Here is a 12913-nt window from a genome sequence, read left to right on the forward strand (position 1 = left end):
CCCGTTGGCGCCTCCCCCGTTGGCGCCGATCAGCGTGCGTGCGCCGGCGCGGACCTCCAGGTCCGTTGCGGTGATCACGCGCTGCCTCCCTCGTTACGTGTCGTCGGTGAACGCCGGCGGCCGCTTCTCGGCGCGCGCGGCGACCGCCTCTTCGAAGTTGGCGGTGAGCAGACGGACAAACAGCTGGCCCAAGCCCTCGGCCTGCATGTGCGCCTCCAGGCTAGCGGCATCGAGCCCGCTCCACAGTGTGCGCTTGGTCAACTCGATGCCCGGCCGGGAGAACGCGGCGATTCGCTCGGCCATCGCATAGCAGGTGTCCAGCAGTTGGTCTGCGGGCACCTGCGCCGACACCAGCCCGATCCGCTCGGCTTCGCCGGCGTCGACGTCGCGCCCGGTGAGCATGATCTCGAAGGCCCGCGACGACCCGACGGCCCGCGGCAGCAGGTAGCTCAGGCCCAGCTCGCTGGCCGTCAGCCCGTTGTTGATGCCGGCGGCCCGGAAATAGGCCCCGGCCGCCGCGACGCGGATGTCGCAGGCCAGCGCCAGGCACAGCCCACCGCCGATCGCCGCGCCGTTGACCGCCGCGATGACCGGCTGGTGCAGCCGACGCAGCGCCAGGATGACGTCGTCGAGAATCTCCATGGAACGCAACGCAGACGTCGGCCGGGTGAGCCCCGCGACGTGCGGCACCTCCCCCGCGGACTTGTGGTCGGCACCCGACGAAAAACCCCGGCCGGCCCCGGTCAGCACAACCGCCCGCACCGAGTTGTCGTAGGTGATGTCCTGCAGGGCGTTTTTGAGCGGCACCATGACGTCGAACGCCATCGAGTTCATCCGCTCCGGCCGGTTGAGGGTGATCAGCGCGACCGCGGGCCGCGGATGTTCGACGAGAACCATGTTCACCCGCGCAACCGTAACGGGTGGGCGGCGACGCGGCGGTGTCAGTCCTGTTCGCGTGCGGCCACAACGGCGTCGATGTCGAAATTGCGGACTTGCTGCACCAGGTCGTCCAACGCGGCCGGCGGCAGCGCGCCGGCCTGGTTGAACACCAGATGACCCTTCTTGAACGCCATCAGCGTCGGGATGGACCGGATCTGGGCGGCCGCGGCCAGTTGCTGCTCGGCTTCGGTGTCGACCTTGGCGTGCACGATGTCGGGATGCTTGTCCGCCGACGCGGCGAACGTCGGGGCGAACGCGCGGCACGGGCCGCACCACGACGCCCAGAAGTCGACCAGGACGATGTCGTTTCCGGTGATGGTCTCGGTGAACTGCTCAGCGGTGATGTCACGGGTGGCCACGTTTGGCCCAACGACGTGCGCTGCCGCGATGTTCCCGGACAGGATCAGGTCAGGTGGTCGTAGTCGCCGCGGACCCACGCACTGTGGCGAGCGGCCGATCGCTGAACCGCAGCGTGGGCGTCGGTGTCGATGGCGTTGTCGAACAGACCGTAGACGCGGTCGAACCGCAGCGGCGCCAGGGTGTCGGCCATGCGCTGGACCACCGCGGCGGACAGCGGCAGCCGGTTGGGGTAGCTGCGCAAGAACCCGACCGTGCGGCGATCGGGGTTGGGGAAGACGGTGTCGCCGACCAGCAGCACGCCGCGCCCGTCGGCGCCCGCGCTCCAGCACGCGACGGCGCTGCCGGGGAAATGGCCGCCGACCTGAACCACCGACAGCTGCGAAGTCAGCTCGACGCTGCCCGACCACTGCTGGATCACCGGGTCGGGCCGCATCACCCACTGCGCGTCCGCGGCGTTGACGTAGACCGGGACGCCGCCGAGACGGCGGCTCCACTCCACCTGGGCGCCGTACATATGCGGGTGGCTGGCGACGACGGCGATCACCGGCCCGCGCTCGCGGACCGCGGCCACCGCCGCGTCGTCGAGGAAGCCCGGCGGATCCCACAGCACGTTGCCGTCGCTGCCGTCGTCACCGTCGTTGCCGCACACCAACTTTCCGAGCTGACCGATGCCCAACGCCGGCGAGCTGCCGATGCCGAGCAGACCGTCCTCGACGACGGTCACCGTCGACCGCATCCCCTCACCGGCCAGCTGTGCGAGCGTCGCCCACTGCTGACCCTCGCGCGGCACCCACTGGCGTTCGTCGGCGCAGATCGCGCAGACGTGCGTGGCGGTCTGGTGTTCCACCCCGCAGGTTCTACACAGCCAGAACATGTCACCACACTAGGCCGACCCCGTGCAGGATCGATCCCGCGCAGGGTCGACCCCGTGCAGGTGAGCTTCGTCGCGACAACGAGCGGATCGGCCGTCTGTCGCGGGCTGCCGTCCCTATACTGATATCAGTGATATCAGGGGTTTGCGTGGCGAATGTGCTCATCCGAGGACTGTCGGACGCGGCGGTAGCCCGCATCGACGCTGTCGCGGCATCGCTTGGTTTGTCGCGCAATGAATATCTTCGGCGCAGGTTCGAGTCTGAGCGTTCCACCGCGGGCGCCGACAAGATCACGGTAGAGGATCTCCGTCGAGCCGCCGATGCAGCGAAGGATCTTGACGACCCCCAGGTGCTCACCCTGAATGCCCCCGAACACCCCCTGGCTCATCGACAAGTCCGCGTACACCCGCCTTGCAGAATCCGCTGATGCGCAAGCCTGGGTGGAGCGCATCGAACGCGGCTTGGTTCGGATCAGCACCATCACGCGCCTTGAGATCGGCCACTCATTCCGGAATGCGGCGCGGGAAGCGATGTGCTCCGTGCCCGCCTCTGCGCGACAACCTCCGTCGCGGCACCGCGCCGCCACACCTGTCGCTCGGAGCGTTCAAGGGGCTGCGCCCCGGTGTGAGCACCTGAAAATCTGTCGAGTGTGCGGTTTCCTACGCGACACGCCGGCGCTGGCGTAGCAAACCGCACACTCGACGAATAGCTCTGCTCGACGCGGGCGCCGACCAGGGCTTTTGCGCAATCGTCGAGTGAGCCGGGCACCTCGGGTGCCGACCGGCGCAGCGACACCTGTGGCAGGTGTGACCAACGCGACGTGGCCGCCCCACGATATGCACCAATGTGAGCCAAGTCGGGCGACACCCTCGCCGAATCGCGCGCCGCCGACGAAGCGCGAACCCGGTCGTCGATGCCTCCGCGGGCGTCGAGTTCGACGTCGACACGCGCGTCGAGCTGGTTGCGGTCGACAGCGCTCATCCGCTCGCGGTCGGGCGGTGATTCAGACCGTGAAGCCCAGCGCCCGCAGCTGCTCTCGCCCGTCGTCGGTGATCTTGTCCGGGCCCCACGGCGGGTTCCACACCCAGTTCACCGTGAGCTCGCTCACCAGGCCGCTGGCCACCAGCGCGTTACGGGCCTGTTCCTCGATGACGTCCTGCAGCGGACAGGCCGGCGAGGTCAGCGTCATGTCCAGTTGAGCGGCCGGGCCCTCCTCGCCGTGGCCGACCTCCAAGCCGTACAGCAGCCCCAGATCCACGACGTTGATGCCGAGTTCGGGGTCGATGACGTCGTGCATCGCCTCGTCAACCTCGGCGAGCAACTCGTCGTGCGGAGTGGTCATCTCGCTCATTGTGCTCCTCCATTCGTGTGTCCGGCACACTGCAGCCCGTCGGCCTGCACCAGCGCATCCTTGAACGCCATCCACCCGAGCAACGCACATTTGACCCGGGCCGGATACCGGGCGACGCCGGCGAACGCGACGCCGTCGCCCAACACCTCCTCGTCACCGGCGACGAGGCCACGCGAGGACACCATCTCGGTGAACGCATCGACGGTCTTCAGCGCCTGCACGACGCTGCGGCCGATCACCCGCTCGGTGAGCACCGACGTCGCCGCCTGGCTGATCGAGCACCCCTGTCCGTCGTAGGAGACGTCGGCGATGCGCTCGCCGTCGCCGGACAACGCGACCCGCAGCGTGATCTCGTCCCCGCACACCGGGTTGACGTGATGCACCTGCGCATCGAACGGCTCCCGCAGCCCGCGGTGCTGCGGATGTTTGTAGTGGTCGAGGATCACCTCTTGGTAGATCTGCTCCAAGCGCACCGTTCAGGCTCCCGCGAAGAAGTCCACGGCGCGGCGCACCCCGGCCACCAGGCGGTCCACCTCGTCGAGGGTGTTGTACACCGCGAACGACGCCCGGACGGTGGCCGGCACACCGAACCTGCGGTGCAGCGGCAACGCGCAGTGGTGCCCGACCCGCACCGCGACGCCCTCGTCGTCGAGCACCTGCCCGACGTCGTGCGCGTGCACACCCTCGACGACGAACGACACCGGGGACCCCCGGCCGGCTGTCGACGCCGGCCCGACGATCCGCACACCGCCGATGCCGGACAACCCGTCGATTGCCGCGGCGACCAGCTCGTGTTCGTGGGCCTCGACGGCCGCCATGCCGATGCCGCCCAGATAGCGCGTGGCGGCGGCCAGCCCGACCACCTGGGAGGTCATCGGGGTGCCGGCCTCGAACCGCTGCGGCGCCGGCGCGTAGGTGCTGCTCTGCATGGTCACCGTCTCGATCATCGACCCGCCGGTGAGAAACGGTGGCATCGCCGCCAACAGCTCGCGACGACCGTAGAGCACGCCGATCCCGTTGGGGCCCAACATTTTATGACCGGAGAACGCGGCGAAGTCGACCCCAAGCTCGTTGAGGTCGACCCGCTGGTGGGGCACCGACTGGCAGGCGTCCAACACGGTCAGCGCGCCCACCGCGTCGGCCCGGGCCACCAGCTCCTCCATCGGGGTCAGCGCGCCGGTCACGTTGGAGTGGTGGGTGAACGCGACGACTTTGACGCGCTCGTCGAGCTGCAGCGAGTCCAGGTCGATGCGGCCGTCGTCGGTGACGCCGTACCAGCGCAGGGCTGCCCCGGTCCGCCGGGCCAGCTCCTGCCATGGGATCAGGTTGGCGTGATGTTCCAGCTCCGTGGTGACGACGACGTCACCCGGGCGCAGGCTCCGTTCAAAGCGGTTGTCGCCCAGCACATACGACACCAGGTTCAGCGACTCGGTGGCGTTCTTGGTGAACACCAGCTCGTCGGTGCCGGCGCCGACGAACGCGGCGATGTCGGCCCGGCCCTGCTCGTAGGCGTCGGTGGACTCCTCCATCAGCTGGTGCGCGCCGCGGTGCACCGCGCCGTAGGACGTGGTCAGAAACTCCCGCTCGGCGTCCAGGACCTGCGTCGGGCGCTGCGAGGTGGCCCCGGAATCCAAGTAGGCCAACCGTTTTCCGCCCCGCATCACGCGGTGCAGGATCGGGAAGTCGGCCCGGATCGCGGCCAGGTCGAGCGTCGCCGGGGCGCGGACCGACGTCGTCATGGTCAGGCTCCCGTCGGCGCGGCTTGCACGAACCGCTCGTAACCGCTCTCTTCGAGCTCGTCGGCCAGCTCCGGCCCGCCGGATTCGATGATCCGCCCGCCGACGAACACGTGCACGAACTGAGGGCGGATGTACCGCAGGATGCGGGTGTAGTGCGTGATGAGCAGAACGCCGGCCCGCACCGGCTGGCCGGTGCTATCGTTCCAGCCGGCCTCGGCGTAGCGGTTGACCCCGTCGCTGACCACCCGCAGCGCGTCGATGTCCAGGCCGGAGTCGGTCTCGTCGAGGATGGCGATCTTCGGTTTCAGCATGCCCAGCTGCAGGATTTCGTGCCGCTTCTTCTCGCCGCCGGAGAACCCTTCGTTGACACTGCGCTCCGCGAACGCGGCGTCGATGCCGAGCGCATCCATCGCCGAGCGGACCTCTTTGACCCAGTGCCGCAACTTGGGCGCCTCGCCCCGGACGGCGGTGGCCGCCGAGCGCAGGAAGTTCGACATCGACACCCCGGGCACTTCGACCGGGTATTGCATGGCCAGGAACAGTCCGGCCCGGGCCCGCTCGTCGACACTCATGGCGAGCACGTCGCGCCCGTCGAGTTCGATGGAGCCCGACGTCACGCGGTATTTGGGATGCCCGGCGATGGCATAGGACAAGGTGGACTTGCCGGATCCGTTGGGCCCCATCACCGCATGGGTTTCGCCCGAGCGCACCGTCAGGTTGACGCCGTTGAGAATACGGATCTCCCGATCGTTGTCGGACGGGTCCGTGACGCTGACGTGCAGGTCCTTGATGTCCAGAATGGTCATGAGACGTCGGTCTTTCCTGTCGTGGCGGTCTTTTCTGTGATGGCAAGTTCATGTTCGACAGCCCGGGTGAGGCGCTTGCGCACCTGCGGTACCGCGATCTTGGTGATGACTTCGCCGAAGAAGCCGCGCACCACCAGCCGCCGCGCGACGTCCTCGGGGATTCCGCGGGCGCGCAGGTAGAACAGCTGCTCGTCGTCGAAACGGCCGGTGGCGCTGGCGTGCCCCGCGCCGGCGATCTCGCCGGTCTCGATCTCGAGATTGGGCACCGAGTCGGCGCGCGCGCCGTCGGTGAGCACCAGATTGCGGTTGGTCTCGAACGTGCTGGTGCCGGTCGCTGCGCTGCGGATCAGCACATCTCCCACCCAGACGGTGTGGGCGTCGGGCAGGTCTGACTCCGGATCGCCCTGTAGCGCACCCTTGTACAGCACGGTGGACGTGCAGTCGGGGTGAGCATGGTCGATCAGTAACCGGGACTCGAGGTGCTGGCCGTCGTCGGCGAAGTACAGCCCGAGCAGCTCGGCGTCCCCGCCGGGGGCGGCGAAGCGGACGGTCGCCGTCATGCGCACCAGCTCGCCACCGAGCTCGACCGCGACGTGCCGCAGCACGGCGTCCTTGCCCAGCCGGGCGTGGTGCGCGGACAGGTGGACCGCGTCGTCGGCCCAGTCGGCGATCCACACCACGGTGAGCCGGGCAGCGTCGTCGACGACGAACTCGACGTTGTCGGCGTAAGTTCCGCTACCCCGGTTGTCGATGACGACCACGGCTTCGGCGAGCTCCCCGGCCCGCACCTGCAGGTGCCCGTAGGCGACCGCGCCCGGGCCCGGGCCTTCGATCGCGATGTCGATGGGGTCGGCGATCTGCGTGTCGCGGGCAACGGTGACCACTGTCGCCGAATCGAACGACGAAAACGCTTGGGCCGCAACGCGGTCGGTGGGCGCCCCGGCGTTGCCAAGCCGGTCGTCGCCGCGCCGGACCTGCTCGACCCGCACGCCGGGTCGCTCGCTGACGGTGAGCTTGGCCGTCCCGACAGGCCCGGCCGAGCCGTCGTGCAGGCCGCGCAGCCGGCGCAACGGTGTGAACCGCCAGAGCTCGTCGCGACCGCGCGGAACCTCGAACGCGTCGACGTCGAACGACGCGAACAATTCGCCCTTGTTGGCAGCGGCCAGGGCCGAACCCGGGGCCGCGTCAGTCAAGTCCGTCACTAGCCGACAGAGCCTTCCATCTGCAGCTCGATCAGCCGGTTGAGCTCCAGGGCGTACTCCATGGGCAGCTCCTTGGCGATCGGCTCGACGAACCCGCGCACCACCATCGCCATCGCCTCGTCCTCGGTGAGCCCGCGGCTCATCAGGTAGAACAATTGGTCGTCGCCGACCTTCGACACGGTGGCCTCATGCCCCATCGTGACGTCGTCCTCGCGGATGTCGACGTAGGGGTAGGTGTCGCTGCGACTGATCGTATCGACCAGCAGCGCATCGCATTTCACGCTGGAGCGCGACCCGTGCGCACCCTTGTTCACCTGGACCAGGCCGCGGTATGAGGTGCGGCCGCCGCCGCGGGCCACCGACTTGGACACGATGTTGCTCGACGTGTTGGGCGCCAGGTGCAGCATCTTGGCGCCGGTGTCCTGGTGCTGGCCCTCGCCGGCGAACGCCACCGAGAGCACCTCGCCCTTGGCGTGTTCGCCGGTCATCCACACCGCCGGGTACTTCATGGTGACCTTGGAGCCGATGTTGCCGTCGACCCACTCCATGGTGGCGCCGGCCTCGGCGCGGGCCCGCTTGGTGACCAGGTTGTAGACGTTGTTCGACCAGTTCTGGATGGTGGTGTAACGCACGCGGGCGTGCGGCTTGACGACGATCTCCACCACCGCCGAGTGCAGCGAATCCGACTTGTAAACGGGAGCGGTGCAGTTGTGCAGCGCAAAGCCGTACGCGAGATAGCTGTCGGGCTCCTCGACATCGAGGTTGTACACCGGTTCGTGCGCCTCACGCACAGCCCGCTTCTTGATCGGCACGGCGAAATAGTCTCCGCAATCGCGAACCTGCTTCGGCCCGTGGCCACCCTCGGTCCACTGGACCTGGTACAGATCCTCGCGAACGATGTCGCGGCCCTGAACCACCCCCGGTCCACCCGGGCGGCGCAGTTCGACGGTCGCGTAGTGACCGAGCCGCGCCAGAATCGACTGCAGCTGAAACGCCCAAACCCGCGACGCCGTATGTACGCGCTTCCACAGCGCACCGCCGCGCCGGGTGATGTTGCCGTGCCCGCTGACATACGCGTCGACCAACTCCCGCAGGAACGTCTCGTCTTGCCGCATCAAGAGTTCCGACAGTTTCTTGGTCGACGATCCAATGCCGACGTTGTCACGCATCGCCGCGTAGCCCGCCTTGGTGTAGATGGTGACGCCTGCGGAGTGCTTGTGCTCCTCGATCAGTACCGAGCCCAACTTGTCATACAGCGACTTGCACGCTTGGCGGACCTCCTCGACGTACTCGAATTCATTGCTGTGGAACGAGAAGATCAGCGACTCACAACCATTCGTCAGGCAGGCGTGACCTTCGGCCAGGTAGTAGCCCGCCAGTCGGGCGAATTCCAGAGGAAGCACGGTCTTATGCGGAATCGGCTTGGGCTTGGGGTAGATCAGGAAGTCGCCCTCGGCCACATCTTTGGCAGCGATCCATCGCGGCTCGGTACGACGCAGCTTGGCGCCGTCGACTTCTGCCTTCCACCCGCTGCGCTCGTTGCGCTTGACACGCACCTCCGCACGTGGAACGACGAGCAACGGATGTTCCGCCGTGACGGAGAACTTGTTCGCGGGCGACATCGACGTGAAGCTGAAGAGCTCGCCGTTGAGGTCGCGCATTTGCACCGCCGTCACCCGGTGCGGCCGCCCGTCATGGCCGATGACATGGTCACCGACGTGGATCGACTCGACGGGCCGCAAGTCCCCGTGAGCTGTAGTGATGAGCTCTCCGGCGGGCAGGCAGCCCTCGACGTAGTGCACGTAGGCGCCCTCGTCGGCGATGATCAGCGTCCGCTCGAACTGGCCCATGTTCTCGGTGTTGATCCGGAAGTATGCCTGCAGCGGGATGTCGACGTGCACGCCGGGCGGCACATATATGAAGCTGTTGTGGGCCACGATGCCATTAGCGACAAAGTTCTCCAGCCCGACGACTTGAATATCAAAGGTTGGCTTGCTGCCGACCGGTGTCTTGCTCGCCAAGATGGCGAAGCCGACCGTGTCGGTAGTAAGCGACGAGAAGTTGAGTCCCGTCGCGGCGACATACCGCTTTCCGCGGCCCTTACTAGCCTGCTTCCCTCGCTTGACGGGGTCACGAGTCCCCACGCGATCCAGGCTGCCGTGAATCCGGAGCCGCCAATGTGTGCTTGTGACCGTATGACCATCCCGGAATGTCACTGTCCTTGTCCGCTCAAAGAGCTTGCCGTCGGCGTACAGACCGCATCCGATCGCCAGCTGCCTGACATCTTCGAGAAGCCCACGATTAGCGAGTTCGATCGACATCGTGGCACCGTCGTTTTCGGTCCAACCATCCGCGTCAATCAGTCCCCCAAGCAGCGCTAGTTGATGCTCGTGGGGCAGGCTGTAGACCCAAGTAGGAAGCCGCTTTGTTGACGCATGCCCAAAGAATCCGAGCTCTTCAAGCCATGTTCCGAACGCCTTGGAACTCACGGTGAAGCCGCATTTCACCTTAGTTACTTGGGCGCCGAACTTTTCGGTGACAATCCGAACGGCAACGTCGTGCGCCGGATCGGCGACCGGTACCGAAAAGGAGACGACCGGTACCGAAGAGGGCATCTGTCGCGTGTGCTTATGCGGCGCGGCGGTGTGACCATCGCCCAGCCACAAACCGAAGAGCCACAACAGATCAACCTCGTTTCTGTGGGGGAACTCCAGCTGCTGCCGCGAGTGGTTCTTGATGTAAGGCTCCGGCTCCGGGAAGAAGATCGCTCCACCGTCGTCGGGCAGACCCCGGGCGATCGCAATTGGCTCGCCGGGCTCAATCTCCTCGAGGGGCGCCCAAACGGCCGTCCAGCGGGTGTGCTTACCGTCCTGGACTCTCCGTGCCACCAAGAATCGGTGGTTCCCAGTCGCTTCGAGAGTCCGACCTGCGACGTGCATTTCGTACACCGGCTTGGTGCCGCTGGCGATTTTAGCCAGCACCTTGCCGCGCTCGAGTTCACGACCGACGTTCGCGCCGAACACTTCATCGCCCGGCTGGATGTCGGCGATGCTGACCAAACCCTTGCCCTTGACATTGATACGCGCATCCGCCGTCAAGCAGCCCCCACTCCACACAGCAGTATTCAATGCAGAAAACTTATTATCACCAGCTGGAATTACCGTTCCGAAATATTCCTGGAAAACATCAGGGTGCTCCCGCAAACCGGTGTCGGTGTCCAGGAAGATAACCCCTTGGGACTCAAGGTCTTCCCTAATCTGGTGGTACACCACCTCGGAGTTGTGTACCACCAGGCCTTCGGCGACGAAGTTGTGCGGGCCGTCGACCTCGATGTCGTACACCGGCTCCACGGCATACGGTTCGATGGACTTGACCCGCTCGAAGCCGAGCCAGTCGTTGCAGTGGACCCGGATCGTCGTGCCGTGCGAACTATTGGACGAGTGCATGTAGCGGCGGCGGCCGTAGCGGTCCGTCCGCTTTGGGTTGCGACAGCCGAGTCGCTCGAAGTCACCCGAAATACCGAGCCGCCAAGCGATCTGAGTACGCTCGGGCGCATGCCGATATGGCTGGGTGAACGACCATGGGCCGCCTGCCCGTAGTCCGGACAGCTCCACCAGTTCACGGGCCTGGCCGATCAGGGGCTCGTTTGCGCAGGTCAACAAGACCGAACCGCTCTTGTCCGGGCCCACATACCCGTCGGCGTCCACCCAACCACCGAGGAAGGCCAACCGTTGGTCGACCGGCAAACCGTAAACCCAGTCCGGCACCCGCTTGGTCAAGGAGACACCGCCGAAGCCCGACGCGACAATCCATTCGGTCAACGCCTTGGAATTCACCACTACGCAGTACTCATCCGCTTCGATGCAACGCAGCCCGAATAATTCCCTGACGACGCGGGCGAGCTCGGTCCGCAATTCGACATCTGTTGCGGGAATGGCGAATTGAACGCGATAGGTCTTTGTCGAGAGGTGCAGGTTGCCATCGCCCACGTACAGACCCAGCAACCACATCAAGTCGACGGAACTCGTCGCAAAAGTTGCGAGCCCGGTAACGCTTGGAAGTTCGGCCGCGACACCGACATCCGGGAGAGCCCGCGGCACCGCGATGAAGTCGCCGGGCTGGAGCTCACCCACCGTGACCCAACGACGGGCATACCGGGCGCGCTGCCGGCCTTCCCTGCGCTCGTCGCGCAAGACCAGCATCGGGTGGTTGTCGGTTGCGCGGATGCCGCGCCGTGTCGTCTTGACCGCGTAGGTCAGCCGGGTGTCGGTCTGCGCCGACGCCTTCACGGGCGCAACCACGAACCGCTCAGCAGCTTCGTCATAGGCGAAGACCCGATCGCCGGATTCGATTTCCTTGATCGGGATTTGACCACGATCGGCCGTCCACACCAAGGTGTCGCCGGCCAAGCACTCGTATTGTGCCGCCACTCCACCAACCAGCCGCTGCTTCTCGGCTTCGGGAATTCCCAGCCTGTCGTAGGTATTCCGAATATCTTCGGGCAAATCATCCCACGTCGCGGCCTGCTTCTCGGTGGAGCGCACGAAGTATTTGATGTTGTCGAAGTCGATGCCCTGCAGGTCCGACCCCCACGTCGGCATCGGCTTGCGGCCGAAGATCCGCAGCGCCTTGAGCCGGGTCTCCAGCATCCACTCCGGCTCGTTCTTCTTGGCCGAGATGTCACGGACCACCGCCTCGGAAAGCCCGCGCTGGGCGCTAGCGCCCGCGATGTCGGAGTCGGCCCAGCCGTAGCCGTAGCGACCCAACGAGGCGATCGCCTCGTCCTGGGTGAGCGGTTCGGCCATTTTCTGAACCTCAGGGCTAGTCGTCATCTACGACGCTCCTTGCTTGCTCGTGGTGGCTTCGACGCGGGCTGGGCGTCGAAGGGTCAGCGGCTTCTCAGCCGTCGTCAGCGGGACGTGGGTGGTGCACGCGCAGTCACCGTTGACGATGGTCGCCAGCCGCTGCACGTGGGTCCCGAGCACCTCGGCCATGGCCTGCTGCTCGGTTTCACACAACTCGGGAAACTCCTCGGCGACATGCGATACCGGACAGTGATGCTGGCAGATCTGCACCCCGTGAATCGGCCCGCCCACCCGCGTGGTCGTCGCGACGTAGCCGGCCTTGCTCAGCGCGCCGGCAATCTGCTCGGCAGTGGCTTCGATATCCGAATCGGCCGCCTCGACACCGGACAGGATCGCGTCGATGCGCTGCCGGGCGAAGCTGCGGACCGCCTCTTCCCCACCGATTTCACGGAGTTGACGCATCGCCGCCGACGCCAGGTCGTCGTAGCTGTGGTCCAGCGTGGCGCGCCCTGCGGCGGTCAGCCGGTAACGCTTGGCCGGCCGGCCCCGTCCGACCTGCTGCCAGGGCGCCGCCGGAACCGCTTCCGCCTCACCGGCGTCGATCAGCGCGTCCAGGTGGCGCCGCACGCCGGCGGCAGACAGGCCCAGCCGGGCGCCGACCTGGCCGGCGGTGATCGGCCCGGACTCGAGCAGCAGCCGCACGACCGCTCCCCGGGTGTGGCCGTCGTGCGCCGCTGCGGGATCAACTGCGGCCCGGATTTTCACAACACCAGTGTGACGCAATTCCGCCGACGGGTCCAGCCGCACCCGGGCAACAGGTCCCCGAGATGCGGTTACGC

At 66.6% G+C, this 12913-nt stretch carries 11 protein-coding genes and 1 pseudogene; 1 reads left to right on the plus strand and 11 read right to left on the minus strand.

Annotated elements, in window-relative coordinates:
* Positions 1-93: 93 nt before the first annotated feature.
* The 4 genes from ABDW21_RS00860 to ABDW21_RS00875 form a co-directional block, all read right to left on the minus strand.
* On the minus strand, positions 94-897 hold the full coding sequence (locus tag ABDW21_RS00860; protein ID WP_343600687.1) for an enoyl-CoA hydratase: 804 nt from the start codon (positions 895-897) through the stop codon (positions 94-96).
* A gap of 44 nt (positions 898-941) precedes the next feature.
* Positions 942-1298 (minus strand): thioredoxin, encoded by a 357-nt coding sequence (gene trxA / locus ABDW21_RS00865; RefSeq protein WP_343600674.1) that lies wholly within the window; start codon positions 1296-1298, stop codon positions 942-944.
* Positions 1299-1342: 44 nt separating this feature from the next.
* Positions 1343-2173, minus strand: a complete 831-nt coding sequence (locus tag ABDW21_RS00870; protein WP_343709948.1) for an MBL fold metallo-hydrolase — start codon at positions 2171-2173, stop codon at positions 1343-1345.
* Positions 2174-2307: 134 nt separating this feature from the next.
* Positions 2308-2559: a hypothetical protein gene (locus ABDW21_RS00875; protein ID WP_343600689.1), complete on the minus strand. Its 252-nt coding sequence runs from the start codon at positions 2557-2559 to the stop codon at positions 2308-2310.
* On the opposite strand from ABDW21_RS00875, the pseudogene ABDW21_RS00880 reads away from it, so the two are divergent.
* A pseudogene (locus tag ABDW21_RS00880) lies at positions 2534-2677 on the plus strand (VapC toxin family PIN domain ribonuclease); the annotation flags it as partial. The gene ABDW21_RS00875 and the pseudogene ABDW21_RS00880 overlap by 26 nt on opposite strands.
* 497 nt (positions 2678-3174) lie before the next feature.
* Here ABDW21_RS00880 and ABDW21_RS00885 read toward each other — a convergent pair.
* The 7 genes from ABDW21_RS00885 to ABDW21_RS00915 are packed head-to-tail and all read right to left on the minus strand — an operon-like array spanning position 3175 to position 12881.
* Positions 3175-3522 carry a metal-sulfur cluster assembly factor gene (locus ABDW21_RS00885; protein WP_343600676.1) on the minus strand — a complete coding sequence of 116 codons (348 nt, stop codon included), beginning with the start codon at positions 3520-3522 and terminating at the stop codon, positions 3175-3177.
* Positions 3519-3995, minus strand: a complete 477-nt coding sequence (gene sufU / locus ABDW21_RS00890; protein WP_343600677.1) for a Fe-S cluster assembly sulfur transfer protein SufU — start codon at positions 3993-3995, stop codon at positions 3519-3521. Before sufU ends, ABDW21_RS00885 begins: the two co-directional genes overlap by 4 nt.
* A 3-nt stretch (positions 3996-3998) precedes the next feature.
* On the minus strand, positions 3999-5261 hold the full coding sequence (locus ABDW21_RS00895) for a cysteine desulfurase (protein ID WP_343600678.1): 1263 nt from the start codon (positions 5259-5261) through the stop codon (positions 3999-4001).
* Positions 5262-5263: 2 nt separating this feature from the next.
* Positions 5264-6067 carry a Fe-S cluster assembly ATPase SufC gene (gene sufC, locus ABDW21_RS00900; protein WP_343600679.1) on the minus strand — a complete coding sequence of 268 codons (804 nt, stop codon included), beginning with the start codon at positions 6065-6067 and terminating at the stop codon, positions 5264-5266.
* Positions 6064-7260: a Fe-S cluster assembly protein SufD gene (gene sufD / locus ABDW21_RS00905; RefSeq protein WP_343600688.1), complete on the minus strand. Its 1197-nt coding sequence runs from the start codon at positions 7258-7260 to the stop codon at positions 6064-6066. Before sufD ends, sufC begins: the two co-directional genes overlap by 4 nt.
* An 8-nt stretch (positions 7261-7268) precedes the next feature.
* Positions 7269-12074, minus strand: coding sequence for a Fe-S cluster assembly protein SufB (gene sufB / locus ABDW21_RS00910; RefSeq protein ID WP_343600680.1), 4806 nt, complete (start codon positions 12072-12074; stop codon positions 7269-7271).
* Between the two features lie 27 nt (positions 12075-12101).
* On the minus strand, positions 12102-12881 hold the full coding sequence (locus ABDW21_RS00915) for a metalloregulator ArsR/SmtB family transcription factor (protein WP_343600681.1): 780 nt from the start codon (positions 12879-12881) through the stop codon (positions 12102-12104).
* Positions 12882-12913: the final 32 nt, after the last annotated feature.

This window comes from Mycobacterium sp. (genome assembly GCF_039583805.1).
Taxonomy (GTDB): domain Bacteria; phylum Actinomycetota; class Actinomycetes; order Mycobacteriales; family Mycobacteriaceae; genus Mycobacterium.